General features: G+C 70.3%; 23 protein-coding genes. 18 read left to right on the forward strand and 5 right to left on the reverse strand.

Annotated elements, in window-relative coordinates; genetic code table 11:
* Positions 1 to 7: 7 nt before the first annotated feature.
* From RI211_RS03720 to RI211_RS03755, 8 genes are all read left to right on the forward strand, one after another.
* Complete coding sequence (locus tag RI211_RS03720) at positions 8 to 1,159, forward strand: AMP-binding protein (protein ID WP_315637271.1); 1,152 nt, start codon at positions 8 to 10, stop codon at positions 1,157 to 1,159.
* 105 nt (positions 1,160 to 1,264) lie between these two features.
* Complete coding sequence (locus RI211_RS03725) at positions 1,265 to 2,056, forward strand: class I SAM-dependent methyltransferase (RefSeq protein WP_315637272.1); 792 nt, start codon at positions 1,265 to 1,267, stop codon at positions 2,054 to 2,056.
* Between the two features lie 54 nt (positions 2,057 to 2,110).
* Positions 2,111 to 3,292 (forward strand): sensor histidine kinase, encoded by a 1,182-nt coding sequence (locus tag RI211_RS03730; protein ID WP_315637273.1) that lies wholly within the window; start codon positions 2,111 to 2,113, stop codon positions 3,290 to 3,292.
* Positions 3,289 to 3,924 carry a response regulator gene (locus RI211_RS03735; RefSeq protein ID WP_060922342.1) on the forward strand — a complete coding sequence of 212 codons (636 nt, stop codon included), beginning with the start codon at positions 3,289 to 3,291 and terminating at the stop codon, positions 3,922 to 3,924. Before RI211_RS03730 ends, RI211_RS03735 begins: the two co-directional genes overlap by 4 nt.
* Before the next feature lie 167 nt (positions 3,925 to 4,091).
* Entirely contained in the window at positions 4,092 to 4,853 is a 762-nt protein-coding gene (locus RI211_RS03740; RefSeq protein WP_136051761.1) for an ABC transporter ATP-binding protein, read from the forward strand.
* Entirely contained in the window at positions 4,850 to 6,310 is a 1,461-nt protein-coding gene (locus tag RI211_RS03745) for an ABC transporter permease (protein WP_259952970.1), read from the forward strand. Before RI211_RS03740 ends, RI211_RS03745 begins: the two co-directional genes overlap by 4 nt.
* 18 nt (positions 6,311 to 6,328) lie before the next feature.
* A complete protein-coding gene (locus RI211_RS03750; protein WP_259952971.1) occupies positions 6,329 to 6,991 on the forward strand; it encodes a 2-phosphosulfolactate phosphatase in 663 nt (220 codons plus the stop codon).
* Positions 6,992 to 7,017: 26 nt separating this feature from the next.
* Complete coding sequence (locus RI211_RS03755; protein ID WP_315637278.1) at positions 7,018 to 7,533, forward strand: DUF3054 domain-containing protein; 516 nt, start codon at positions 7,018 to 7,020, stop codon at positions 7,531 to 7,533.
* 31 nt (positions 7,534 to 7,564) lie between these two features.
* On the opposite strand, the gene RI211_RS03760 is transcribed toward RI211_RS03755, so the two are convergent.
* From RI211_RS03760 to RI211_RS03775, 4 genes are all read right to left on the reverse strand, one after another.
* On the reverse strand, positions 7,565 to 8,053 hold the full coding sequence (locus RI211_RS03760) for a SprT-like domain-containing protein (protein ID WP_187663348.1): 489 nt from the start codon (positions 8,051 to 8,053) through the stop codon (positions 7,565 to 7,567).
* Between the two features lie 44 nt (positions 8,054 to 8,097).
* Positions 8,098 to 8,625, reverse strand: a complete 528-nt coding sequence (locus RI211_RS03765) for a hypothetical protein (RefSeq protein ID WP_187663349.1) — start codon at positions 8,623 to 8,625, stop codon at positions 8,098 to 8,100.
* Positions 8,626 to 8,706: 81 nt separating this feature from the next.
* Positions 8,707 to 9,567, reverse strand: a complete 861-nt coding sequence (locus RI211_RS03770; RefSeq protein ID WP_315637281.1) for a spermidine synthase — start codon at positions 9,565 to 9,567, stop codon at positions 8,707 to 8,709.
* A 31-nt stretch (positions 9,568 to 9,598) separates the two neighbouring features.
* Positions 9,599 to 10,864, reverse strand: coding sequence for an LCP family protein (locus tag RI211_RS03775; RefSeq protein WP_315637283.1), 1,266 nt, complete (start codon positions 10,862 to 10,864; stop codon positions 9,599 to 9,601).
* Positions 10,865 to 11,011: 147 nt separating this feature from the next.
* On the opposite strand from RI211_RS03775, the gene RI211_RS03780 reads away from it, so the two are divergent.
* From RI211_RS03780 to RI211_RS03800, 5 genes are read left to right on the forward strand one after another with little or no spacing between them, the layout of a single operon-like run.
* Positions 11,012 to 12,301 (forward strand): sugar ABC transporter substrate-binding protein, encoded by a 1,290-nt coding sequence (locus RI211_RS03780; RefSeq protein ID WP_259952977.1) that lies wholly within the window; start codon positions 11,012 to 11,014, stop codon positions 12,299 to 12,301.
* 15 nt (positions 12,302 to 12,316) lie between these two features.
* A complete protein-coding gene (locus tag RI211_RS03785; RefSeq protein WP_187663353.1) occupies positions 12,317 to 13,291 on the forward strand; it encodes a carbohydrate ABC transporter permease in 975 nt (324 codons plus the stop codon).
* Positions 13,288 to 14,121: a carbohydrate ABC transporter permease gene (locus RI211_RS03790; RefSeq protein WP_187663354.1), complete on the forward strand. Its 834-nt coding sequence runs from the start codon at positions 13,288 to 13,290 to the stop codon at positions 14,119 to 14,121. The genes RI211_RS03785 and RI211_RS03790 overlap by 4 nt, the downstream gene beginning before the upstream one ends.
* The gene (locus RI211_RS03795; RefSeq protein WP_315637286.1) at positions 14,118 to 15,626 is read left to right on the forward strand and encodes a glycoside hydrolase family 3 protein; all 1,509 of its coding nucleotides are present in this window, start codon (positions 14,118 to 14,120) and stop codon (positions 15,624 to 15,626) included. Before RI211_RS03790 ends, RI211_RS03795 begins: the two co-directional genes overlap by 4 nt.
* Before the next feature lie 14 nt (positions 15,627 to 15,640).
* Positions 15,641 to 16,516, forward strand: coding sequence for a MurR/RpiR family transcriptional regulator (locus RI211_RS03800; protein ID WP_315637287.1), 876 nt, complete (start codon positions 15,641 to 15,643; stop codon positions 16,514 to 16,516).
* Positions 16,517 to 16,526: 10 nt separating this feature from the next.
* Here RI211_RS03800 and RI211_RS03805 read toward each other — a convergent pair whose 3' ends face one another.
* On the reverse strand, positions 16,527 to 17,447 hold the full coding sequence (locus tag RI211_RS03805) for a sugar kinase (RefSeq protein WP_315637288.1): 921 nt from the start codon (positions 17,445 to 17,447) through the stop codon (positions 16,527 to 16,529).
* Positions 17,448 to 17,614: 167 nt separating this feature from the next.
* On the opposite strand from RI211_RS03805, the gene RI211_RS03810 reads away from it, so the two are divergent.
* From RI211_RS03810 to rpoB, 5 genes are all read left to right on the forward strand, one after another.
* Complete coding sequence (locus tag RI211_RS03810; protein WP_187663358.1) at positions 17,615 to 19,288, forward strand: ABC transporter substrate-binding protein; 1,674 nt, start codon at positions 17,615 to 17,617, stop codon at positions 19,286 to 19,288.
* A gap of 83 nt (positions 19,289 to 19,371) precedes the next feature.
* Complete coding sequence (locus RI211_RS03815) at positions 19,372 to 20,376, forward strand: ABC transporter permease (RefSeq protein WP_060922593.1); 1,005 nt, start codon at positions 19,372 to 19,374, stop codon at positions 20,374 to 20,376.
* A gap of 34 nt (positions 20,377 to 20,410) precedes the next feature.
* Positions 20,411 to 21,376 (forward strand): ABC transporter permease, encoded by a 966-nt coding sequence (locus tag RI211_RS03820; protein WP_071327550.1) that lies wholly within the window; start codon positions 20,411 to 20,413, stop codon positions 21,374 to 21,376.
* The gene (locus RI211_RS03825) at positions 21,373 to 23,142 is read left to right on the forward strand and encodes an ABC transporter ATP-binding protein (protein ID WP_315637292.1); all 1,770 of its coding nucleotides are present in this window, start codon (positions 21,373 to 21,375) and stop codon (positions 23,140 to 23,142) included. The genes RI211_RS03820 and RI211_RS03825 overlap by 4 nt, the downstream gene beginning before the upstream one ends.
* Positions 23,143 to 23,418: 276 nt before the next feature.
* The gene (gene rpoB / locus RI211_RS03830; RefSeq protein ID WP_259952987.1) at positions 23,419 to 26,922 is read left to right on the forward strand and encodes a DNA-directed RNA polymerase subunit beta; all 3,504 of its coding nucleotides are present in this window, start codon (positions 23,419 to 23,421) and stop codon (positions 26,920 to 26,922) included.
* The last annotated feature ends 65 nt before the right edge of the window (positions 26,923 to 26,987 follow it).

Consider the following 26,987-nt stretch of genomic DNA (forward strand, 5'->3'; position numbering starts at 1 on the left):
GCCGACCGTGACCGCGCTGATCCCAACCGACGCCGAGGACACCACGCTGCTGCGGGAGGCGCTGCTCCGGGCGCTCGACGAGGGACCGGCTCTCGGGTTCGGCATGCTCGCCGACGCTCCGGCGGAGGTGGACGACGGCATCGCCGCAGTGATCGCGACCTCCGGATCCAGCGGCGTCCCGAAGCGGGTGGCGCTGAGCGGCGAGGCTTTGCGGGCGAGCGCGGAGGCCACCGCCGCCCGGATCGGCAGCGGGCGCTGGCTGCTCGCCCTGCCGGCCGGTTATGTCGCGGGGCTGCAGGTGATGGTGCGGTCGATCCTCGCGGGCACGGAGCCGACCCGGATCGAGGGGCGGTTCACGCCGCACGCGTTCGCCGAGGCCACGCGGCGCATGCTGCACGCCACGACCGCCGGTGTCGTCCCCGCGCTCTACACCTCCCTCGTCCCGGCGCAGATCGCGACGCTGCTCGACGCGACAGGGGAGCCGGGGGTGCTCGCGGCACTGCGGGCCTATGAGGCGATCCTCGTCGGCGGGCAGGCGCTCCCGGATCCGCTGCGGGAGCGGGCGGCCGACCTCGGGGTCCGTCTCGTGCGGACCTACGGCTCGACGGAGACCAGTGGCGGCTGCGTGTACGACGGCGTCCCGCTCGACACCGTGCACGTCCGCGCCGTCGACGGGGAGCTGCGGATCGCCGGCCCCCTGCTCGCGGAGGGGTATCTCGGGGACCCGGCGCTGACCGCGCGCACGTTCGCCAGGGACGAGCACGGCATCCGCTGGTACCGGACGGGAGACCTCGGTCTCGTCGAGAACGGTGTGGTCCGCGTGCACGGCCGCGCCGACAACGTGATCGTGTCCGGCGGCATCAACATCTCGCTGGACCGGGTGGAGCGGATCGTGCGCTCGGTGCCCGGGCTGCATCAGGCCGTGGTCGTGGGCGTCGACGACGAGCGCTGGGGGGAGGCCTCGGTCATCGTCGCGGCGCGCGGGGAGGCCCTGCGGCGCAGCGAGTCCGAGCAGCTCGCCCAGGCCAGGGAGGCGGTGGCCAGGGAAGTCGGCGCCCACGCCCGTCCGTCCCGTCTGATCCTCGTGGACGAGCTCGACGTCCTCTCCTCAGGCAAGCCCGACCGCGAGGCGATCCGCCGCATGGTCGCCTCCCTCTGACCCGTCGACCCACCCCTTTCGCGCCGTCCCGGCCCCATACGGGCGTTCGGAAGGGGCCGGGACACACGCAGAGGGGTGGGTCGACAGGAGTGCCAGACTGAGCGCATGGCCTCGTACACGCATGGACACCACGAATCCGTCCTCCGCTCGCACAGTGTGCGGGACATCGCGAACTCGGCGGCGTACCTGCGACCGCACCTCACGGCCGAGACCCGGCTCCTCGACGTGGGGGCGGGGCCCGGATCGATCACGGTGGACTTCGCGGGAGTGGTCGCGCACGTCACCGCGACCGAGATCGACGACGCCGCGCTGTCCCTCTCCCGGGACCTCGCCGCGGCGCAGGGAGTCGCGAACATCGCCTTCTCCATCGAGGACGTGCACGCGCTGAGCTTCGCAGACGACTCCTTCGACGTCGTGCACGCGCACCAGGTGCTGCAGCACGTCGCCGATCCGGTGCAGGCGCTGCGGGAGATGCGTCGGGTCGCGAAGCCCGGGGGACTGGTCGCCGCTCGCGACGCCGACTACGCGGGCTTCCTGTGGTTCCCTGTCCTGCCGGAGCTCGACCGCTGGCTCGCGCTGTACCGCGCCGCCGCCCGGACGAACGGCGGAGAGCCGGACGCCGGGCGCCGCCTGCTGTCCTGGGCGCGGGCGGCGGGCTTCGAGGACGTCTCGGCGACCGCGTCGACCTGGTGCTTCGCGACCCCGTCCGAGCGCGCCTGGTGGGGCGGGATGTGGGCCGACCGCATCCTGGAGTCGGCGCTCGCGCGGCAGCTCGTGGACCAGGGCATGGCCACGCGCGCCGATCTGCAGGAGATCAGCGACGCCTGGAAGCGCTGGGCCGACGACGGCGACGGCTGGTTCCTCGTGCCGCACGGGGAGATCCTCGCCCGCGCCTGACGGATACATCCCGCGACGGATGCCGGTCCCCGGGCGCTCGCGTAGCGTGGGGGAGTGATCCGTCCGCTGTCCCGTACCGGCCTCGTCCTCGACATCGTCGGGGCGGTGCTGCTGTTCGCGCTCCTGACGCCGCTCGGGGTCGTGTTCTACGCCCCGCAGCCGGAGCTGGCCGGCTCGTCCGCGGTGAACGTCATCGGGCTGATCTCGTCGTCGGTGTTCCTGTTCGGCGGGGTGGCGATCGGACGCCTCGCTCCCGGTCTCGCGCTCGCCGCCGCCTGGGCCGGAGCCATCGTGCAGATGCTCGCCGGCTTCGGACCGCTGCCGACCGACTTCGCGATCCTCCTCGTGCTGTACGCGACGTCCGCGTGGGGGTCGCGCCGCGTGCTCTGGTGGGGGTTCGGCTCCGTCATCGTGGGCGGCATCGTCGCTTCGCTGTACCTGGTCTTCGTCGGGGGCGTCGCGTTCGGCTCCGGCAGCGGGTGGGAGCTCGTGACCGGCGGCACTCTGCTCGTGGCAGCCTCGATCATGGCGCTCGGGTTCGCGTGGGTGTGCGGCCTCCTCTGGCGGGTCGTGCTGCGCAACCGGCGCACGCGCTCGGCGCAGCTGCAGGCCGAGGCCCTAGCCGCCGAGGAGCAGGAGCGGGTGCGCATCGCGCGGGACATGCATGATGTGGTCGCCCACTCGCTCGCGGTCGTCATCGCTCAGGCCGACGGCGCGCGCTACGCCGCGGCGGTGAAGCCCGAGATCGCGACGGAGGCCCTCGGCACGATCGCGCAGACCGCCCGCGGAGCCCTGAGCGATGTGCGGATGCTCCTCACCCAGCTCCGCCATCGGCAGGGGGACGGTCCGCAGCCGACCCTCGCCGACCTCGAGTCGCTGTTCGCCCAGGTACGCCAGGCCGGCATCGAGCCGCGGGTCACGGTCGACCCGATGCCTCCGGGGGAGCCACCGGGGGCGATCCAACTCGCCGTCTACCGGATCCTCCAGGAGGCGTTGACGAACGCGATCCGCCACGGCGACGGCGCGGTGGACGTGCATCTCGCGTGGCTCCCTGATCGCGTGGACATCGAGGTGCGCAACGCCATCTCGCCGGAGTCGACGCCGGGCGCGCCCGGGGGACACGGTCTGATCGGCATGCGCGAGCGGGCGCAGCTCGTGGGCGGTAGTCTGCAAGCCGAGCGCCGTGGTGCGCAGTTCGTCGTCCAGAGCAGCCTTCCGATCGGAGCCCCGCAGTGATCAGAGTCGTGCTCGTCGACGACCAGGCGCTGTTCCGTGCCGGTATCCGCATGCTCGTGGCCTCCCAGCCGGACCTCGAGGTCGTGGGGGAGGCGGGGAACGGGCAGGAGGCGCTCGCCGTGGTCGCCGCGACCCGGCCCGACGTGGTCCTCATGGACATCCGGATGCCGGTGATGGACGGGCTGACCGCGACCGCCGAGATCCTGTCCCGTCCGGAGCCCCCGCGCATCGTCATGCTCACCACGTTCGACCTCGACGAGGCGGCGGCGCGGGCGATCCGGCAGGGGGCGAGCGGCTTCCTCCTCAAAGACGCCGATCCGGAGTTCCTGCTCGCGGCGATCCGGACGGTGCATGCGGGGTCGAGCGTCATCGCGGCGTCGGCGACCCGCGAGCTGTTCGAGCACTTCGCGGAGGCTCCGAAGCCGGTACCCCCGCAGTATGCCGAGTTGACGGAGCGGGAGCGGGAGATCTTCGCGCTCGCCGCCCGGGGCCTCTCGAACGCCGAGATCGCCGCGCGGGAGTTCCTCAGCGAGGCCACGGTGAAGACGCACATCAGCCGCATCCTCACGAAGCTCGCGCTCCGCGACCGTGTGCAGCTCGTCGTGTTCGCGTTCGAGCACGGCCTCGCCTGACGTCGACCCACCCCCTTCTGTTCGGCCCGGCCCTTTGCGGCGGGCCGTAGAGGGGTGGGTCGAACGCACGGGGGTGGGTCGAGGGGAGGGGGATCATCCTCCCGATGTATCGGGATGCTCCCGGAGGGCGACGCGGGGGGACCGGGCGCGGAAATAGCGTCGGAAGCATGGAGATCACGACCACCGACCTCGGGCTCGCCGCCCGCGTCCAGCACCTGAAGAAGACCTACGGTTCGGGCGAGGGCACCGTCCGCGCGCTCGACGATGTGAGCGTCGGCATCCGCCGCGGACAGTTCACCGCCATCATGGGCCCGTCCGGATCCGGCAAGTCCACCCTCATGCACATCATGGCCGGCCTCGACAGCCCGACGGAGGGGCGGGCGTGGATCGGCGACACCGAGATCACCGGCCTCGGCGACCTCGACCTGACGATCCTGCGCCGCCGCCGCGTCGGGTTCATCTTCCAGGCGTTCAACCTCGTCCCCACGCTCGACGCCCTCGGCAACATCCTGCTGCCGTTCGAGCTCGACGGCCGTCGGCCCAGCGCCATCGAGCGGGCACGGATCGACGGTCTCATCGAGACGCTCGGCCTCGGCAAGCGCCTCGGGCACCGGCCGCACCAGCTCTCGGGCGGACAGCAGCAGCGCGTCGCGATCGCCCGCGCCCTCGCCACCGCCCCCGACCTGGTGTTCGCGGACGAGCCCACGGGCAACCTCGACTCCCAGACCGGACGGGAGGTGCTGCGCCTGCTCGCCTCCGCCAGCCGGGAGCACGGCCAGTCCATCGCGATGGTCACGCACGACGCGATCGCGGCCAGCCATGCCGATCGGGTGCTCTACCTCGGCGATGGGCGCATCGTCGCAGACCACCCGCGGCAGACCGCGGAGCAGATCTCCGCCTACATGCTCGCCGCGGAGGTGTCGGCATGACCGCGCTCACCACGGTCGTCCCGGAGACGCGGACGACCGGACCCCGGCTGGCCTGGCTCCGCGACCGCGGCATGGGCGCGAGCGTCCTCGTCGCCGCGCTGTCGTCGGCGTTCGGGGTGTTCCTCGTCGAGATCACGGCCTACATCGGCGCCGTCCTCCAGGCCGATCCGTTCATCGGCGACAGCGGCACGCTCGCGGTCGTCGTCGCGATCCTGTCGGTGCTGCTCACGGCGGTGGCGATGTACGTGGCGGCGATCGTCACGGCGAACACGTTCTCGACGATCATCGCGGGACGCACGCGGCAGATCGCGCTGATGCGTCTCATCGGGGCGACGGCGCGATCGCAGCGGGCGCAGGTCGGCCGGCAGGGCCTCGTCGTCGGGCTCCTCGGAGCAGGGCTCGGGCTGCTCGCCGGCCTCCTCCTCTCCGCGGCCGCCGTGCAGCTCGGTGGACAGCTCGTCGCCACCGCGCCGTCGTCCTTCTCGCTCGCGCAGCCCGCTCTCGCCCTTCCGGCGGTCGGCGTCGCGCTCACCACGTGGGCCGCCGCATGGGTGGGCTCCCGCCGCGTCCTCGCGGTGACCCCCCTGCAGGCTCTGGGCGGCGCGGTGGAGCGCACGCGCGACGAGGTCTCCGGGCGGAAGGGCCGCCATGTCGGGGCCTGGGTGCTGTTGATCTCCGGCGCTGCTCTGCTCGCGGGCGGGGTCGTCCTCGGCCTCGTCACGCCGCTCGGGGTCGTGGTCGCGTTCTTCGGCGGCATCCTCTCCTTCACCGGGCTGGCCCTGGGGTCCGTGCTGTTCATGCCGCCGGTGCTCCGGCTCGTGGGGCGGATGTTCGGGTCGAGCGCGACCGCCCGTCTCGCGGCCGAGAACGCCCTGCGGTACCCGGAGCGGTCGTCGCGGATGGCCATCGGCGTCGTCATGGGCGTGACCCTGGTGACGATGTTCGCGGTGGCGCTGGAGTCGTCGAAGCGCCTCATGACGAGCCAGACCACGGAGGAGATCCCGGCCGAGTTCTTCGCGCCCTACGACGCCTTCGCGGCGATCATGATGGTGCTCGTCGCGGTCTCCGCGGTGATCGCGGCGGTCGGCCTCGTCAACCTCCTCACCATCGGCGTCGTGCAGCGTCGTCGCGAGCTGGGGCTGCTGCGCTCGATCGGCCTGTCCAACCGGCAGGTGCGCCGCATGGTGCTGCTGGAGGCGACGCACATCACGGTGGCAGCCACCCTCACCGGGCTCGTGCTCGGGGTGCTCTACGGGTGGATCGCGGCCCAGTCGCTGCTGGGCTCCGTGCCGGTCCTGCCGGAGTTCACGCCCGCAGGGCTGATCGCTCCGCAGGTGCCGTGGCTCCCCGTGGTGATCATCGTCGCCGCGACGGCGCTCCTCACCCTCGTGGCCGCCGCGACGCCCACCCGGTTGGCGACCAGGGTGGCTCCGGTCGAGGCGCTCGCCGCCGACTGACGGCTCTAGGCTGGACGGATGCCGTCGCCGTTCGATCAGTCCCCGTACCAGGTCCGACTCGACTGGGGGGTGTCAGGGCTCGCCCGCCTCGCCCCGGCCGACGTCGTCGTGGTGATCGACGTCCTCCGGTTCTCCTCGACGGTCGTCGACGCGGTGGCCGCGGGAACGGACGTCGACCTCTCGACAGCCCTCGGATGGTCGCGGAACGGGGCGGCGGTGGCCGATGCCGCCGCCTCGACCGGGGCCACCGTCCTGCTGGGCGCGATCCGCAACGCCGGTGCCGTGGCCAGGGCCGTGCAGGTCGAGCAGGAGCGCCGGCAGGGCCGCACCTCGGTGGCACTCATCCCGGCGGGGGAGCTCGACGCCGCGGGGGAGCTGCGCGTCGCGGTGGAGGACCAGCTCGGGGCCGGCGCGATCGCCGCGGCTCTGACCGACCTCGGCATCGACCACACGGCGCCGGACGCGGCCGTGGCAGCGGAGGGCTTCCGTGCCCTGCGGCGCGCGGTGAAGCACCTGATCGGGGCGACGGGTTCCGGACGCGAGCTGCAGGCCGGCGTCCCGGCCACCGATCGGATCCGGGCCGCCGGACTGGAGCCGACCAGCACCGCCGACGCGGCCGTCCTCGATGCCGCGGACACCGTCCCCGTCCTGCGCGACGGGCGGTTCACGCGCTACGAGTGAGCGCGCCTTCCGCGTAGGGTCGAGGAATGAGGTTCCTCCCCGCTCTCCTCGTCGACGCCGTCCTCGTCCTCGTCTTCGCCGCCATCGGCCGGGCCTCCCACCAGGAGGACCCGGCAGGGTTCCTTCTCACGGCCTGGCCCTTCCTCGTCGCCCTGCTGCTCGGGCACGCTGTCGCGGCGCTGCTCCCCGGGCGCCCGCGTCGGCCGTGGTCGCTGCCGTGGGGCGCGGTGGTCTGGGCGGTGACGGTCGTCGGCGGCATGCTGCTGCGGCTGCTCAGCGGAGACACCGCGGAGCTGCCCTTCATCATCGTGGCGACGCTCGTGCTCGGCGTGTTCCTGCTCGGCTGGCGTGGGCTCACCGCGCTCGTCCGTCGCCGACGCGTGACCGCGGCGGCTGCGACGGCGGAGGACTCCGCCGTGCCCGCTCCGGAGGCCGCACCGGTCGCCGAAGAGGTGGCGCCGGAGGATGAGGCGCACACGCCCGATGAGGAGAACCGATCCGCCTCCGATGAGCAGGCCCGTCCCGGCGGCCCGTCGGCCTGACACGGTTCCGCTCGCGCCGCTCCGGCAGGACTCAGCGCGGCGCCTGCGCCGCGAGCCGGGCGTCGGTGGTGATCTCACGACGCGTCCAGGCGAACAGATGTTGCGCGTCGAATGTGCGGGAGCACCGGGCGCAGGACGTGGCTCGCGTCGGGCGCCGGTGACGGTACGTGACGTGTCCGGCCGGGCATCGCCCCACCCAGGGGGCGAGCTCGACCGCGGTCTCCCCGTGATGCGTCGTACCGCCGACGTAGCCCAGGTCGCGCGCCACGCGCTTCCACGCCGGACCGTGCGCCGCCTTGTGCCCGGCGAGCGCGTGCGCGACCTCGTGCAGCAGCACCTGATGGATGTCGTCGTCCTCGAAACGGGCGGCGAGGTACCGCGACACGGTGATGCGCTTGCGCGTGTAGTCGCATTGCCCGGCGCGACGCTTGGCATGGTCGAAGTCGAACGACCAACTGTCGTCGAGATGCAACCGGATCAGTGCCTCGCCCCAGACGCGCACGCGGTCAAGTTCCGCCATGCGCTCAGGCTAAGGCATGCCGCGGACACTCAGGCGCATCGGCGTCAGCCCGCGACGAGCTGCGCCGGACGACGACGCTCCACGGCCTCGATGGCCAGCAGCACCGTCTCGAGCTCGCGGTCCTCGGCGCCGGACTCGCGCCGCAGGAACAGCGACTGCTTGAAGCTCTCCCGCGCGGTCTCGTAGTCTCCCGCGTCGTAGGCGTTCTTGCCGTGGTGCTGGTAGGCGAACGCGGCGATCGACAGCCAACGCTGGCCCTCGGCCTCCGTGGCGCAGGTGGCCAGCTCCTGCTCGGCGGCGGCGTGGGCCCCGCGGTACTGCAGGATCGTGGCGTGGAGCACGCGGGCGCGGAGCACGTCCTTGCGCGTGCCAGCCATGCGGGCCTGCCGCACGGCCTCGTCGGCGAGGACGAGGGCGTCGTCGAGGCGACCGAGCACCTTCAGCAGCCACACGCGCTCGAGCAGGGCGGGAAGGCTCCGCTGCTCCTCGATCTCGTCCAGGCGGGCGGCGCACTCATCGAGGTCGACGCGTTCGCGGAGGCTCTCCTGGTCGTATCCCCGGATCAAACTCATTGCTCTCCTTCCGCGCGTCCCCGCGACTGTCCCCGTCCAGTCTGCCTGCCGCTTCCGCGCTCCTCGGGGCGGCGCGCCCGGTCAGCGCAGGAACAGCGACGCATCCGGGCGCGGGGAGGCGACCGCGTCGGCATCGGTGACGATGCGGGCCCCCTGGAGGAAGGCGCGGGCCTCGTCCCCCTGGGCGATCTTCGCGGGGTGCGGGCCGGCGGCCAGTATCCGCGGCAGCCACTCCGTCGGTAGCGGCGCGGCGGATGCCGCCACCACGAGATTGCCGAAGCGGCGGCCCTTGAGCACCTGGGTGTCGGCGAGGATGCCGATCTCCGGAAGGACCTCGGCGATCGTCGCGGCCTGTCGACGGGCGAACGCGAGACCGGGGCCGTCGGCGACGTTGACCAGCAGCACCCCGCCGGGCGCGAGCAGCGCGGCGAGCTCGCGGTAGAACTCCACGCTCGTGAGGTGGGCGGGGGTCTGCGCGCCCGAGTACACGTCGGAGACGACGAGATCGCAGGCGGCGTGCAGGGCGGCCGGGAGCTTGCGGACTCCCTCCCTGGCATCGCCGATGCGCAGGCGGATCGCCGCCCCCTTCGGCAGCGGGAGGTGCTCGCGGACGAGCTGGACGAGCGGGGCCTCCAGCTCGATGACCTGCTGGCGGGACCCCGGCCGCGTCGCGTCGATGTAGCGGGGGATCGTCAGTGCGCCGGCGCCGAGGTGGACGGCAGTGAGCGGTCCGGGGCGGAGCTGGTCGATCACGGCGCCCATCCGCACGATGTACTCGAAGTGCAGGTGGGTGGGGTCGTCCAGATCGACATGGGACTGCGGGGTGTCATCGACCACGAGCTCGAAGCCGCTCGTGAACTCGGAGGGGAGGATGCGGGCGATGCCGCCGTGGTCGAGACGGGTCTGCGGGTGCTCGGCATCCCGTGATCGCGTCCGTCCCATGTCGTCGAGCCTACGCCGCGCCCGCCTCGGGTCAGCGCTGGTTGCCCACCGCGCAGGTCTCCTGCTCGAGGGTCTGGCCCGAGACCTCCGGCGGGAGGGTCGCGCGGGCATCCGGCGTTGCGGTCGCCTCGGGACCGGGATCCGTCTCCGGGGCCGTCGGCGCCGTGGGAGCGGGGGTGACGAGCTCCACGCCGCGGTGCGTCGTCACGTCTCCGGTGAGCTGCAGCGGTTTGCCGGCCCGCACCGCATCCCAGAGCGCGGCGGCGGCGTCCTCGTCGGGCACGACCTTGTCATCGTCGAACGGGTCGACGACGTTCGGGTACTGCACGAAGGCGAAGTCGCCGAACCTCACGTCCTTGAGAGCGAGGGCGAGCTGCGCCAGCCGCAGCGGGTCGGCGAGCTCGTCGCTGGGGTCGATGTTGTCGGCGATGGCGTTCGTCAGCCGCAGGACCTTGGGGATGTCGGTCAGCGTCTCCTCGCTCAGCACCTTCTTGGCCAGTCGCGACATGTACTGCTGCTGATTGGAGATGCGGGCGAGGTCGCTCTCGTCCCCCACGCCGTGCCGGGTGCGGATGAACTGGAGCGCCTCCACGCCCGAGACCGTCCGCATGCCCGCCGGCCAGTCGATGCCCGTGTGGCGGTCGCGGATGCCGTCGCCGGCGATGCAGACCTCGACCCCGCCTATCGCATCGGTGACGGCCATGACGCCGTCGAAGCTGATCTTGGCGGCGAACTCCACGGGGATGTCACCCAGTTCGCTCACGGTCTTCGCGATACAGGAGAGGCCGGCGTGCTCGAACAGCGAGTTCATCGATGCCTTCTCCATCGCCGACGCGACGGAGCCGTCCTCGCGGGTGCACTCCGGCACGGGCACGCCGAGGTCGCGGGGAAGGGAGACGACGGTCACGTTCCGCGGGGCGGCGGAGACGTGCACGAGGAGGTTCACGTCGTTCCGACTGAGGCCGTCCGCCTCGGCGCAGCGCTCATCGAAGAGCGCGGTGGCCTTCGGGCCGCATTCGTCCGTGCCCACGATGAGGATGCTGAAGGCCTTGTCGTCGGGATACGCGCCGAGGGTGGGCGGGTCGACCTGCGGTGCACCCTCCAGGGTGACGGCCCCGTCGCCCACGCGGTTGAAGACGTCCCAGACGAGGAACCCGGCGACCGCCGCGGTCGAGACGAGCACCACGGCGAGTCCGATCCCGAGCCCGCGGAGCACGCGGGACGCGCGTCCGCGTGCAGGGTGCGGGGCATGCCGGGGGAGTGGGCGGCGGTCGGCGTCAGATCCACGTCGGGGCATGCGGGGAGCCTACCCCGGAGGCCTGATGTTACGGCGGTGTGACGATTCTGGGAGGAACTTGCAGGGAATTAGTTAGTCGTGAATACTTTTTCCTATCCCCGGTACGCACCCGATGCACACCTGGACTTTCAAAGAGGAGATCCCCCCATGCACAAGCGCATTCTTCCGGCGGTGGCGCTCGGCGCCGTCGCCACGATCGCTCTGGCCGGCTGTGCCGGCGGCAGCGGTGACAACGGCTCGACCAACGGCGAGGGCCAGGAGCTGACCGTCTGGATCATGAAGGGGACCAACCCCGACGCGACCGCCTTCTACGACAAGGTCTCGGAGGCCTTCGAGGAGGAGACCGGTGCGAAGGTCACCATCGAGGAGATCCAGTGGGCCGACGCCCACGACCGCTTCGTGACCTCGATCGCCGGGAGCACGACCCCGGACATCGCCGAGACCGGCACCACCTGGACCGCGGAGTTCGCCGACGCCGGCGCGCTCCTCCCGCTCGACGAGTACGTCGACGCCGAGGACGGCCTCCGCGACGACCTCGTCGAGGGCCTCGCCGTCGCCGGCACCTACGAGGACGAGCTGTACGGCATGCCGTGGTACGCCGGCGTCCGCTCCATCGTCTACCGCACCGACGTGTTCGAGGAGCTCGGTCTCGAGGCTCCGAAGACCTGGGACGACATCGTCGCCGCGGGTGAGGCCATCAAGGCCGCCAAGCCCGACATGCTGCCCTTCCCCGTCGCGGGCGACGCCGAGTTCCAGGTCTACCCCTGGGTCTGGGGCGCCGGCGGCGAGATCGCCACGAAGGACGGCGACACCTGGACCAGCGAGCTCGACAGCGCCGAGTCGCAGGCCGGCATCGAGTTCTACACGGGTCTGGCCACCGAGCACGGCTTCTCGTCGGCCGGTGCGACCACGTGGAAGGAGACCGACCTCCGGGACGCCTTCACGCAGGGCAACGTCGCGATGATGCTCTCCGGCTCCTGGACGCCGAACGCCCTCATCGAGGCCAACCCCGAGCTCGAGGGCAAGATCGGCGCCGCCGTGATCCCCGGCCAGGACGGCGGCATCGCGCCCTCCGTGCTCGGCGGCTCGCACCTGTCGGTGTTCAACACCACGAAGAACGCCGACCTCGCGTGGGAGTTCGTCAAGCTCATGACCACCGGTGAGTTCGCCGAGCAGTGGTCCGACGAGACCGGCTACTTCCCGGGCGTCCAGTCCGCGATGGAGGAGGCCCTCGCCTCGACCGACCCGCTCGTCGCACCGTTCGCCGAGCAGATGGTCGACGGCGGCGCGTCCGTCCCGGTCACGCCGAACTTCGGCGCCGTGCAGGCGAAGAAGACCACCAACGCCATGATCCAGGCCATCCTCAGCGGGCAGAAGGACGTCGCGACCGCGACGAAGGACGCCGCTGCCGAGATGACCGAACTGCTCAACCAGTAAGGAACCATTCCTTCCATGTCGATGGTGCAAGCGCCACTGCCGGCCACGAAGGCGGAGCCCTCCTCCGCCTCCGTGGCCGGCGGCCGGAAGCGTCGGGGTCTCTCGATCGTCACGGCCCGCCCCTGGCTCCTCCTCGCCCCCGGGCTGATCATCCTCGCGGGGCTGATGCTCTGGCCGCTCGTGCAGGTGTTCCTCTACTCGCTGCAGGACTACGGTCTGCGCGAGATCAACACCGGTGAGAGCAACTGGATCGGGCTGGACAACTACGCCGAGGCGCTCACCAATCCGACCCTGTGGACGGTGGTGCTCCCCAACACGGTCGGCTTCGCGGCCGTCGCGGTGTTCACCACCGTCGCACTCGGAACCCTCGTGGCGCTGCTCCTGGCGCGGCTGGGCACCGTGTGGCGCACCATCGTCTCCAGCTGCATCATGGTCGCGTGGGCGATGCCCGCCGTGACCGGCACGTACGTCTGGACCTTCATCTTCGATGCCGACCGCGGCATCTTCAACAGCGTCCTGCAGGACCTCGGCCTCATCGACGGTCAGGTCAACTGGTTCACCAACCAGTGGTCGTTCTACGCGATCGTGCTGCTGAACGTCGTCCACCACGGCTTCCCGTTCGTGGCCATCACCGTGCTCGCCGGCCTCCTGGGCGTCTCGAAGGAGATGCTCGAGGCCGCGGCGCTCGACGGGGCCGGCGCGTGGCGCCGCTTCTGGAAGATCATCTTCCCGACGCTCAAGCCCGTCTTCTCCGTCGTCATCATCCTGTCGACGATCTGGGACTTCAAGGTCTTCGCGCAGGTCTACCTCATGCCCGGAGGCAGCGGCGGCAACCGTCAGGTGCTCAACCTCGGCGTCTGGTCGTACGTGGAGTCGTTCGGTCAGAACCGCTACGGGTTCGGCGCCGCGCTCGCGGTGCTGCTGACCCTCGTGCTGATCGGCATCACGATCGTCTACATCCGCTCGCTCATGAAGGAGGACGAGCTGTGAACCCCCGCCCCAGGCTCCGGTCGCGCATCGGACTCGGCATCGGCGTCGCCGCCGTCCTCATCTTCACGCTGTTCCCCGTCTACTGGATGGTCTCCAGCGCGTTCGACGGCAAGGCCTCCAGCGGTGGGCAGTCGCTCCTCCCGCAGGAGTTCACGTGGGACAACTTCGCCTTCGTGCTCACCGAGGGCGGCTTCGGCACCTACCTGCGCAACTCCGCCATCGTGGCCCTCGTCACGGTGCTCGTCAGCGCGATCGTCTGCCTGCTCGCGGCGGTCGCCGTCGCGCGCTTCCGCTTCAAGTTCCGCACCACGGTCCTGATGATGATCCTCGTGGTGCAGATGGTGCCGCTCGAGGCGCTGGTCATCCCGCTGTTCCTCCAGGTGAAGAGCCTCGGTCTGCTCAACAGCATCATCGGCCTCATGGTGGTCTACGTTGCGCTGTCGCTCGCGTTCGGCATCTGGATGCTGCGCGGCTTCGTCGCGGCCGTCCCAGTCGAGCTCGAGGAGGCCGCCTACATCGACGGCGCGAGCTGGTGGCGGATGTTCCGCTCCATCCTGCTGCCCCTGGTGATGCCCGGCCTCGTCGCGACGAGCATCTTCAGCTTCATCACGGCGTGGAACGAGTTCATCTTCGCCATGACGATCCTCGGCGCGCAGACCGACCAGTACACGGTCTCGATCGGGCTCAAGTCGTTCTTCGGCCTGTACTCGAACGACTGGGGCAGCATCATGGCCGCCTCCACGATCATCACCGTGCCCGTCATGATCTTCTTCGTCATCGTGCAGCGCCGGCTCTCCGCCGGCATGGTCGCGGGAGCGGTGAAGGGATGACCGACGAGCTCGAGCGCCTCGCGAACGGCGTGCTCTGGCCCGGGTTCCTCGGCACCACGGCGCCCGCCTGGCTCGTGGAGGAGCTGCGCGACGGCCTGGCCGGAGTCGTGTACTTCGGACAGAACGTGGGAGAGGGACTGCCCGCGCTGAGTGCGCAGATCCTCGACGCGAACCCGGACGCCCTGATCGGCGTGGACGAGGAGGGCGGCAGCGTCACGCGTCTGGAGTCCGGGAGCGGCTCGACCCTTCCCGGCGCCGCGCAGCTCGGTGCCCTCGACGACGTGGTCGCGTCGGAGCGGACCGGCGCGGAGCTCGCCCGTCGCGTGCGCGCCGTCGGTGCGAACGTGGTGCTCGGTCCGGTCGCCGACGTCAACACCGACCCGCGCAACCCCGTCATCGGCGTGCGCTCGTTCGGATCCGACGAGGCGCTGGTGACGCGCCACGTCGTCGCCACGGTCGACGGCATCCAGGACGGCGGCGTCGCCGCGTGCGTCAAGCACTTCCCCGGTCACGGCGACACCCACCTCGACTCGCACCACGCGCTTCCCGAGATCGCGCTCGACGTGGCCGAGTACGAGCGTGTGCACCTCGAACCGTTCCGGGCGGCCGTCGAGGCGGGCGTCGACGCGATCATGACCGCGCACATCGTCGTCCCCGCGTGGGGCGCGCAGCCGGCGACCCTCAACCCGCGTGTGCTCGGCATGCTGCGGGAGTGGGGCTTCCGGGGCGTCATCATCACCGATGCGCTGGACATGGCCGCGATCCGCGAGACCGTCGGGCTGGGAGGAGGCGCCGCCCTCGCTCTGGCCGCCGGCGCGGATCTCCTGTGCATCGGAAACCCGACCAACCCCGGCGACGCCGCCCTTCCCGACCAGGACCGCCGCGACTTCCTCGCCGCCCGCGACGGGATCGTGGCCGCGCTGCGTGACGGCTCGCTCTCCCGGGAGCGCGTCGAGGAGGCCGCCGCGCGGGTGTCGGCCCTCGCCACCCGGCTGCGCACGAGCGACACCTCGGACGAGGAGATCGCCGCGTTCGACGCCGCCGAGATCGTCCGTCGGTCCGTGTCCCTCGCCGGCGACACCCCCGAGGCCGCCGACGCCCTGGCGGTGATCGACGCCCGACGTCGCTCGACGCTCGCGGTGGACAGCGCCGCCTCCTACGTGGCCGATGCGCTCGCGGGAGACGGCGTCCGGGTGCGGCTCGACGTGGCCGCGCGCACCGTGGACGAGCAGGACGCCGTGATCGACGAGGTCGCCGCGGCGACAGGCACGACGGTCGTCCTCGTGGACCGGCCGGATGCGGAGCCGGCGCAGCGCGCACTCATCGAGCGGGCCGCGCTCCGGGATCCGGGAGCTGTCGTGGTGAACGTCGGCCTGCCCGTACAGGAGCCGCTGCCGCTGCCCACCATCGAGGTCGGTGCCGCCAGCCGGCTCGGCGCTCAGACCGCGCGGGACGCGCTCCTCGGCCGCTTCGTGCCCCGACAGAGGACGACCGCCGCCGGTTGAGACGGGATCAGCGCATGGACGACGACGTTCTGGCCGTGGTGCGACGCTCCCTCCCCAAGCTCAGCGCGGCGGAGGGACGTGTCGCCGAGAGAATCCTCGGGGACCCCACCCTCGTGGTGGACCTCGCGATCAACGACCTCGCACAGCTCTGCCAGACCTCGCTCTCGACCGTCGCCCGGTTCGCGCAGTCGTTGGGCTACAGCGGCTATCGGGAACTCCGGGTGGCCGTCGCCCGCGCGGTCACCCTCGCACAGGCGCAGCAGGCCCGCTTCGGACTCGATTCCACGGCGATCGACCGGGACGACGGGCCGGCCGCGATCGCCGCGAAGCTCGCCGTGCAGGAGATCGACGCGATCGAGAAGACGGCACGGGCCCTGGACGCGGACGCCCTCGACCGAGTCGCGCGGGCGGTGGTCGTCGCCCGGCACATCGACCTGTTCGGGCAGGCGGCGTCGTCGCTGACCGCTCAGGATCTCCAGCTCAAGCTGTCCCGGATCGGCTGCTCGGTGACCCACTCGGCCGATCCGCACCTCGCGATCACCGCGGCCTCGTTGCGGTCGTCCGCCGACGTGGCGATCGCCTTCTCACACGGCGGCGAGACGGCCGAGACGGTCCGCGCCCTGGAGGTCGCGCGGGCCACGGGTGCGCTCGCGGTGGCGGTGACGAGCGCTGCGGACTCCCCGCTCGCGGCCATCGCCGACGTCGTGCTCCTCAGCCAGGCCCAGGAGTCGCCGTTCCGGATGGCCGCCATGTCGAGCCGCATCGCGCAGCTCGCGCTCATCGATGTGCTCTTCGTGCGGATCGTGCAGCACCGGGGCGAGCACGTCGCGGTGTCGCTGCAGCGCACGCACGACGCGGTCCCGCCGCGGCGTGGACGTCACGCGGACTGAGGTCGCCCGGTCAGTCGACGTGGTCCCGCGTGCTGGTGATCGCGCGCGTCGCGATGCGGTGGGCGCGGGCCAGGCTCCCACCCAGGGTCAGACCGGTCAGGACGCCCGCGAGGAAGCCCGCGGCGAACGCGTCGCCCGCTCCGATCGTCTCCACGACCGGTACGTCGAGGGCGTCGCTGGCCGCGCGCTCCGCGCCGTCGAACGCGACGGCACCGGCGGGGTCGGTCACGACCAGGTACCGCGGCTCGGGGAACAGCGTCCGCAGGTCGTCCGGCGCGCTCGTCCCGAACACGGCCTCGGCATCCGGCCGGGTGCAGAAGACGATGTCGGCGCGGTGGGCGAGGTCGGTGAGCAGTGCCCGCCCCTCGTCCTCCCGGTCGCGCCACAGCGCAGGGCGCCAGTTCAGATCGAAGCTGACGAGGCGGGCGGGGCGGGGAGCCGCCACCAGGGACTCCTGGGCGGCGCGTGCAGAGGGCGAGAGTGCCGGCGTGATGCCGGAGGTGTGCACGAGGGCCGCCGCGGCGAGCAGGTCCACCGCCACGGGCGACTCCAGCGACGCCGGCGACAGCGCCGCCGCGGCCGACCCGGCACGGTAGTAGTGCATCGTCCCCTCCACGGCGCCGTCCGCCCGCGGTGAGAGCTCCTTGACGTAGAGTCCCGTCGGTGCGACCGGGTCGACCTCCACGGCCCGATCGTCCACGCCGTGCGCACGGAGCTCGGCGGTGAGGAAGCGTCCGAAGCCGTCGTCGCCGACGCGGGACACGACCGCGGTGCGGATGCCGGCGGAGGCCAGCGCGATCGCGGTGTTCCACTCGGCCCCGGCGAGGGAGCGGTGGAACGTGCGGCAGGTCTCGAGCGGTCCGGCGGTGGCGGCGACGAGGGCGACCAGGCCCTCGCCCAGGCACACGACGCGGGGAGTGGTGTCCGGCACGTTCTGGACATTACCGGATCACGGGCGGCACCGCGTCGATACCGGATCGCAACCTCGGACTCTTGGCATCGGCCGGACCGCTGGGTACCTTCGAGGAATCACCGTCTCCGCGGCGACGATGCCCGGAGACGCGCAAGGAAGCGCCCGACAGGGAAGGTCATACACACATGCACCAGTCAGCCATGCCTCGGCGAGGACTCGCCGCCGTCACCGGAGCGACCATCGCCGCTCTCGCACTCGCCGGATGCGTCGCCAGCGAGCGCGGGGACAACGGGTCGGAAGGATCGGGTGACGTCGACGGCACCTTCGTCTTCGCCGCCTCGTCGGATCCCGCGAGCCTCGACCCGGCGTTCGCGCAGGACGGCGAGACCTTCCGTGTCTCGCGCCAGATCTTCGAGGGTCTGGTGGGCACGGAGCCCGGCACGGCCGACCCGGCACCGCTGCTGGCGGAGTCGTGGGAGTCGTCCGAGGACGGCATGTCCCACACCTTCGCGCTGAAGGAGGGTGTGACCTTCCAGGACGGCACCCCGTTCAACGCCGAGGCCGTCTGTGCCAACTTCGACCGCTGGTACAACTGGACCGGTCTCGCCGCCTCCGAGGCCTTCGGGTACTACTACAACAAGCTCTTCAAGGGCTACGCCTCCAACCCGGAGGACGCGGTCTACAAGTCGTGCACGCCGGACGGCGACAACTCCGTCACCATCGAGCTGAACAAGCCGTTCGCCGGCTTCATCGCCTCGCTGTCGCTGCCGGCCTTCGGCATGCAGAGCCCCTCGGCGATGCAGGAATTCGGCGCCGACGAGGTCGGCGGCACCGCCGAGGCCCCGCAGCTCTCCGAGTACGCCATGGGACACCCGGTCGGCACCGGCCCCTACCAGTTCGAGGAGTGGGCACCGGGCGAGCAGGTCACGCTCAAGGCCTACGACGACTACTGGGGCGAGGCCGGCCAGATCGACGAGATCATCTTCCGCACCATCGACGACCCGACGGCCCGTCGCCAGGCGCTCGAGTCGGGTTCCATCGACGGCTACGACCTCGTGGGCCCCGCCGACACGAAGGCGCTGGAGGAGGACGACTTCACCATGGTGTCGCGTCCCCCGTTCACGATCCTCTACCTCGCCTTCAACCAGGCGATCCCGGAGCTGCAGGACCCGAAGGTGCGTGAGGCGCTGTCCTACGCGATCGACAAGGACGCCCTGATCAGCCAGGTCCTCCCGGAGGGCACCGAGAAGGCGACGCAGTTCGTCCCGCCGGTGGTCAACGGCTACAACGACGAGGTCACGACCTACGACTACGACCCGGAGAAGGCCAAGGAGCTCCTCGCGGAGGCGGGCTACGACGAGGCGAACCCGCTGGCGCTGGACTTCAACTACCCGGTCAACGTCTCGCGTCCGTACATGCCGGACCCCGAGCAGATCTACACCGTCCTGTCGTCGCAGCTCTCCGAGGTCGGCGTGGAGACCACCCCGGTCTCCGAGGAGTGGGTCGAGTACCTCGACCGCACCACCGGCACCGCCGACCACGGCATCCACCTGCTGGGCTGGACCGGCGACTACAACGACACCGACAACTTCGTCGGCGTCTTCTTCGGCCAGAAGAGCTCCGAGTGGGGCTTCGACAACCCGGAGCTGTTCCAGGCGCTGACCGAAGCACGCGGGGTCTCCAACCTCGACGACCAGACGGCGCTGTACGAGGACATCAACGAGATGGTCGCGGAGTTCATCCCCGGCGTCCCGCTCGCGCACCCGGCGCCGACGCTCGCCTTCGACCCGCGCGTCGAGAGCTACCCCGCCAGCCCGGTGAACGACGAGGTCTTCACGGACATCGTCCTCACGAAGTAGGCCTGACCATTTGATATGCCGAGCCCCGGTTCCGCTCCTGCGGAACCGGGGCACGGCGTACCTTCTGATCGACGGAGAACTCTGTGCTGCGCACCATCGGCAGGCGACTGCTGTTCCTCATCCCCACCCTGTTCGGGCTCAGCATCCTGCTGTTCGCCTGGGTCAGGGCCCTCCCCGGCGGCCCCGCGGTCGCCCTCCTCGGCGAGAAGGCCACCCCGGAGGCCATCGCCAGGGTCAACGAGCTCTACGGCTTCAACAAGCCCCTCATCGAGCAGTACTTCATCTGGGTCACCCGGCTGCTGCAGGGCGACTTCGGTACGTCCATCCAGACCAACCGGCCGGTCACGGAGGAGTTCCTCCGCCGATTCCCCGCGACGATCGAGTTGAGCGTCGCGGCGCTCATCTTCGCGATAGGGGTCGGCATCCCGCTCGGATACTGGGCGGCCCGTCGCCACGGAAAGTTCACCGATCACGCGTCGGTCGTGCTGAGCCTCATCGGCATCACCATCCCGGTGTTCTTCCTCGCCTTCATCCTCAAGTACGTCTTCGCCGTGCAGCTGGGCTGGCTGCCCTCGGACGGTCGGCAGGATCCACGGATCGATGCGACCCATCCCACGGGCTTCTACGTCTGGGACGGCATCATCACGGGGGAGTTCGACGCCGCGTGGGATGCGATCCTCCATCTGATCCTCCCGGCACTCGCCCTCGGCACCATCCCGCTCGCGATCATCGTCCGCATCACCAGGGCGAGCGTGCTGGAGGTGCAGAACGCCGACTACGTGCGCACGGGACGGGCGAAGGGCGTGGGCTCGGCGACGCTGCGCAGCCGGTTCATCCTCCGCAACGCCATGCTGCCGGTCATCACGACGATCGGCCTGCAGACCGGACTGCTCATCTCCGGGGCGGTGCTCACCGAGACGGTCTTCGCCTTCCCCGGCATCGGGTCGTTCCTCGCGCGGGCCATCTTCACGCGCGACTTCCCGGTGCTGCAGGGGTTCATCATCTTCATCGCGATCGCCTACGCCCTCATCAACCTGGCCGTGGACGTGTCGTACAGCTTCATCGATCCGAGAGTGAGGGTGCAGTGATGTCCTCCTCCCTCATCCGAAAGGAGGCGCTCGCATGAGCATCGCCCTCCCACCCGCACAGGGGCCGTCCGCCGAGAGCGGTGGCAGCATCGACACCGTCGCGATCGCCCAGGCCGACCTCAAGGACGGCGGCGGCGGCTTCTGGCGCGACGTCTTCCGCCGGCTCCGGCACAACCCGACGGCGTGGATCGGCGCGGTCATCGTGCTCCTCTTCCTGCTCGTCGCGGTGCTCGCGCCGGTCCTCGCTCCGTATCCCGAGACCGCGCTCCCGGGCGCGAAGGAGATCACGCCCACGCACATCCCCGGCCCGGGGGAGCTGCCGCAGTTCCCGCTCGGTCTGGACCGGTTCGGCGGCGACGTGCTGTCGAAGCTCATCTGGGGCGCGCAGGCGTCGCTGCTGATCGGCGTCGTCTCCACCGCGATGGGCCTCGTCGGCGGCATGATCCTCGGACTCCTCGCCGGCACGTTCGGCGGCTGGGTCGACACGGTCATCATGCGCGTCGTCGACATCATCCTCTCGGTGCCGAACCTCCTGCTGGCCGTGTCGATCGCCGCGATCCTCGGACAGACGCCGTACGCCGTGATGATCGCCATCGGGGCCTCCCAGGTGCCGATCTTCGCGCGCCTGCTGCGGGCGTCCATGCTCCAGCAGCGCTCCAGCGACTACGTGCTCTCGGCGCAGACCCTCGGTCTCGGCCGCGGCCGGATCACGATGTCGCACGTCCTCCCGAACGCGATCGGGCCCGTGATCGTGCAGGGCACCCTGACCCTCGCGACCGCCGTGATCGATGCGGCGGCGCTGTCGTTCCTCGGTCTCGGCGGCGGCGGGCCTGCGACCGCCGAGTGGGGCCGCATGCTCACGTACGCACAGGCCGAGCTGGCGATCGCCCCGTGGCTGGCGTTCCTCCCCGGCATCTGCATCGCCGTCACCGCGCTGGGCTTCACCCTGCTCGGCGAGGCGCTGCGTGAGGCCATGGACCCGAGGACGAGGGCACGATGAACATCCATGACGAGGGCGCCGTGCGCGCCGCGAAGGAGAACGGCATGGCGGACGAGCCCCTGCTGTCGGTCGAGGGCCTGGCGGTGGACTTCGCCACCATGGACGGCGTCGTGCACGCCGTCGAGGGCGTCGACCTCGAGATCCGCCCCGGGGAGACCGTGGCGATCGTCGGCGAGTCCGGTTCCGGCAAGTCGACCACCGCGATGGCGATCATCGGGCTGCTCGCGGGCGGAGGGAAGGTGGCCGCCGGCAGCATCAGACTCGACGGGAGGGACATCTCCCGCGCCTCCGAGAACGAGTTGCGGTCGATCCGCGGACGGGACATCGGCCTCGTGCCGCAGGACCCCATGTCCAACCTCAACCCGGTCGCGAAGATCGGCACCCAGGTCGCCGAGACGCTGCTCGCCCACGGCCTCGCCACCCGGCAGAACGTGCAGTCCAAGGTCGTCGAGGCGCTCACCGCCGCCGGCCTCCCCGATCCGGAGAGCCGTGCGAAGCAGTACCCGCACGAGTTCTCCGGCGGCATGCGGCAGCGGGCGCTCATCGCGATCGGGCTGGCGTGCAAGCCGCGGCTGCTCATCGCGGACGAGCCCACCAGCGCCCTGGACGTGACGGTGCAGCAGACCATCCTCGACCAGATCGGCGAGATGACCAGGGAGCTCGGCACCGCCGTGCTCCTCATCACGCACGACCTCGGGCTCGCCGCCGAGCGGGCCGAGCGGGTGATCGTGATGCACCGCGGCAAGGTCGTCGAGCAGGGTCCCGCGCGGCAGATCCTCGAGGATCCGCAGCACCCGTACACCCAGTCGCTCGTGAAGGCGGCGCCGTCGGTCGCGGTGGCACGGCTGCGCCCGGAAGCCTTCGTGCAGGGCGCTTCGACAGGCTCAGCGACCCAGGAGGAGGCTGGGTCAGCGACCCAGGAGGGCGCTTCGACAGGCTCAGCGACCCAGGAGAAGGCTGGGTCCCTGAGCTCGTCGAAGGGCAACATCGTCGAGATCGAGAACCTCACGAAGGTGTACCCCGTGCGTGGCAAGCACGAGGACTTCGTCGCCGTCGACGACGTCTCGCTCGCGATCCCGCGCGGAGAGACCGTCGCGATCGTGGGGGAGTCCGGATCGGGCAAGACCACGACCGCGCGCATGCTGCTCAAGGTGATCGAGCCCACGAGCGGCCTCATCCGCTACGAGGGCAAGGACATCTCGACCCTGAGCCGCGCGGAGACGAAGGACTTCCGGCAGCGGGTGCAGCCCATCTTCCAGGATCCGTACTCCAGCCTGAACCCCATGTTCACGATCGAGCGGCTGATCGCGGAGCCGCTGGAGTTCTACAAGCGGGGGAGCGGAGCGGACCGGCGCAAGCGCGTGCGGCAGCTCCTGGACGACGTCGCGCTGCCGCAGTCGATGCTGCGGCGCTACCCGTCCGAGCTCTCCGGCGGGCAGCGTCAGCGCGTGGCGATCGCGCGGGCACTGGCCCTGTCGCCTGACCTCATCGTGTGCGACGAGCCCGTGTCGGCGCTCGATGTGCTCGTGCAGGACCAGATCCTGCGGCTGCTGGGCGACCTGCAGCGGGAGTACGGCCTGAGCTACCTGTTCATCTCGCACGACCTCGCGGTGGTGCGGCTCATCAGCGACTACGTGTGCGTGATGAAGGACGGGAAGCTCGTGGAGGCCGCGACGTCGGAGGAGATCTTCACCAACCCTCGCGACCCCTACACGCGCCGCCTCCTCGCCTCGATCCCCGGCAACGAGCTCAACATCGCGTCCTGACCCGAGACCCCGGTTTCGCGTCGAAACCCCGCCCTGCCCCCGCGGCGAGGGCGGGGTTTCGACGCGAAGGCGGGGTCTCGGCCGTCCCATTACCGCAGCAAGGAAGATTGGTCAAGGATTGCGCTTGCCATGTCGTGAGATCGCGTCTATAGTTGGTAGTTGCGCTCGCTTCTCCCTGCCCTCATATGGTGGTCGGCATCTCGTGAGCTTCTGAGCGCACTCCACCTGACGACAAAGGAATCGAGAAGCCCTGCGGGGCTCACGGAGGTTATTCCCTTGGCTGCTGCTCCCAACGCATCCACATCCACCACCACCAAGAACGGACGCGGAGCTTCCCGTCTCTCGTTCGCCAAGATCTCCGACACGCTGACGGTCCCGGACCTTCTCGCCCTGCAGACCGAGTCCTTCGGTTGGCTGGTCGGCAACGACGCCTGGAAGGCGCGCGTGGCCGAGGCCAAGGCCGCCGGTCGCACCGACGTGAACGAGAACAGCGGTCTGGGCGAGATCTTCGAGGAGATCTCCCCGATCGAGGACCTCGGCGAGACGATGCAGCTGTCGTTCACGAACCCGTACCTCGAGCCCGAGAAGTACTCCATCGAGGAGTGCAAGGAGCGCGGCAAGACGTACGCGGCCCCGCTCTACGTCGAGGCCGAGTTCATGAACCACCTCACGGGTGAGATCAAGACCCAGACGGTCTTCATGGGCGACTTCCCGCTGCAGACCGACAAGGGCACGTTCATCATCAACGGCTCCGAGCGCGTCGTCGTCTCGCAGCTCGTGCGCTCGCCGGGTGTCTACTTCGACAAGACCCCCGACAAGACGTCCGACAAGGACATCGTGTCGGCGCGCGTCATCCCGAGCCGCGGCGCGTGGCTCGAGTTCGAGATCGACAAGCGCGACCAGGTCGGCGTCCGCGTCGACCGCAAGCGCAAGCAGTCCGTCACGGTCTTCCTCAAGGCGCTGGGCATGACCAGCGAGGAGATCCTCGCGGAGTTCGCCGGCTACACCTCGATCGAGGAGACGCTCGCGAAGGACACCATCGTCACCAAGGAAGACGCGCTGCGCGACATCTACCGCAAGCTGCGTCCGGGCGAGCAGGTCGCCGCCGAGGCCGCCCGCGCGCTGCTCGACAACTTCTACTTCAACCCGAAGCGCTACGACCTCGCCAAGGTCGGCCGGTACAAGATCAACCACAAGCTGGGTCTCGACACCCCGCTGACGGAGTCGGTGCTGACGGTGCAGGACATCGTCGCCACCATCAAGTACCTCGTGCGTCTGCACGCGGGCACCGAGGAGACCTTCGAGGGCATCCGCGGCGGCAAGAAGACCGAGATCCGTCTCGCGACCGACGACATCGACAACTTCGGCAACCGTCGCATCCGCGCGGTCGGCGAGCTGATCCAGAACCAGGTCCGCACCGGTCTGTCCCGCATGGAGCGCGTCGTCCGCGAGCGCATGACCACGCAGGACATCGAAGCCATCACGCCGCAGACCCTGATCAACGTGCGTCCCGTCGTCGCCGCGATCAAGGAGTTCTTCGGAACCTCGCAGCTGTCGCAGTTCATGGACCAGAACAACCCGCTCGCGGGTCTGACCAACAAGCGTCGTCTGTCGGCTCTGGGCCCCGGTGGTCTGAGCCGCGACCGCGCCGGCGTCGAGGTCCGTGACGTCCACCCCTCGCACTACGGCCGCATGTGCCCGATCGAGACCCCGGAAGGCCCGAACATCGGCCTGATCGGTGCGCTCGCGACCTTCGCGCGCATCAACTCGTTCGGCTTCATCGAGACCCCGTACCGCAAGGTCGTCGACGGTGTCGTGACCGACCAGATCGACTACCTGACCGCCTCCGAGGAGGTCGACTACAACATCGCGCAGGCCAACGCGCCGCTCGATGCGAAGGGTCGCTTCCGCGAGAGCCACGTGCTCGCGCGCCCGAAGGGCGGCAGCGGTGAGGTCGATCTGTTCCTCCCGGAGGAGATCGGCTACATCGACGTCTCGCCGCGCCAGATGGTGTCGGTCGCGACCTCGCTCGTGCCCTTCCTCGAGCACGACGACGCGCAGCGCGCGCTCATGGGCGCCAACATGCAGCGTCAGGCCGTGCCGCTGCTCCGCAGCGACTCGCCGCTCGTCGGAACCGGTATGGAGGGCTACACCGCCATCGACGCCGGTGACGTGATCACCGCCGAGAAGGCCGGTGTCGTCTCCGAGGTCTCCGCGGACCGCGTCGTGGTCATGCTCGACGAGGGCGGCACGCAGGAGTACCACCTGCGCAAGTTCGACCGCTCGAACCAGGGCACCTCCTACAACCAGAAGGTCGTCGTCAACGCCGGTGAGCGCGTCGAGGTCGGAGAGGTCATCGCCGATGGCCCCGCCACCGAGAACGGCGAGCTGGCCCTCGGAAAGAACCTCCTCGTCGCGTTCATGACGTGGGAGGGCTACAACTTCGAGGACGCCATCATCCTGAGCCAGGACCTGGTGAAGGACGACACCCTCTCCTCGATCCACATCGAGGAGTACGAGGTCGACGCCCGCGACACGAAGCTCGGCAAGGAGGAGATCACCCGTGACCTCCCCAACGTCAGCCCGGAGCTGCTGAAGGACCTCGACGAGCGCGGCATCATCCGCATCGGCGCCGAGGTCCGCCCCGGCGACATCCTCGTCGGCAAGGTCACGCCGAAGGGCGAGACCGAGCTGTCGGCCGAGGAGCGCCTGCTCCGCGCGATCTTCAACGAGAAGAGCCGCGAGGTCCGCGACACGTCCCTGAAGGTGCCGCACGGCGAGCAGGGCACGATCATCGCGGTCAAGGAGTTCAACGCCGAGGACGGCGACGACGAGCTCGGCTCCGGCGTCAACCGCCGCGTCGTGGTCTACATCGCCCAGAAGCGCAAGATCACCGAGGGTGACAAGCTCGCCGGCCGCCACGGCAACAAGGGTGTCATCGCGAAGATCCTCCCCATCGAGGACATGCCGTTCCTCTCGGATGGCACGCCGGTCGACATCGTCCTCAACCCGCTCGGCATCCCGGGTCGAATGAACTTCGGCCAGGTGCTCGAGACCCACCTCGGGTGGATCGCGAAGCAGGGCTGGAAGGTCGAGGGCACCCCGGAGTGGGCCGCCAAGCTGCCGCAGCAGGCCTTCGAGGCCGCGCCGGGCACCAAGGTCGCCACCCCGGTGTTCGACGGTGCCAGCGAGGAGGAGATCTCCGGTCTGCTCGACTCGACGCTCCCGACCCGTGACGGCCTGCGCCTGATCGACTCGAGCGGCAAGACGCAGCTGTTCGACGGCCGCTCCGGCGAGCCGTTCCCGGCGCCGATCTCCGTGGGCTACATGTACATCCTGAAGCTCCACCACCTGGTGGACGACAAGATCCACGCCCGCTCCACCGGTCCGTACTCGATGATCACCCAGCAGCCGCTCGGTGGTAAGGCGCAGTTCGGTGGACAGCGCTTCGGTGAGATGGAGGTGTGGGCCCTCGAGGCCTACGGTGCGGCGTACGCCCTCCAGGAGCTCCTCACGATCAAGTCCGACGACATCCTCGGCCGCGTCAAGGTGTACGAGGCGATCGTCAAGGGCGAGAACATCCAGGAGCCCGGCATCCCCGAGTCGTTCAAGGTGCTCATGAAGGAGATGCAGTCGCTCTGCCTGAACGTCGAGGTCCTCTCGGCCGACGGCACGCTGGTCAACCTCCGCGACACCGACGACGAGGCGTTCCGCGCCGCAGAGGAACTCGGTATCAACATCTCCAGCCGCTTCGAGGCCGCCTCGATCGACGAGATCTAACCCTTCGACGGGCTCAGGGACCCAGGTTCCTGGGATCAGGACCCACCGGGTCGCTGAGCCCGTCG

The organism is Microbacterium meiriae (assembly GCF_032364335.1).
In the GTDB taxonomy this organism is placed as follows: domain Bacteria; phylum Actinomycetota; class Actinomycetes; order Actinomycetales; family Microbacteriaceae; genus Microbacterium; species Microbacterium meiriae.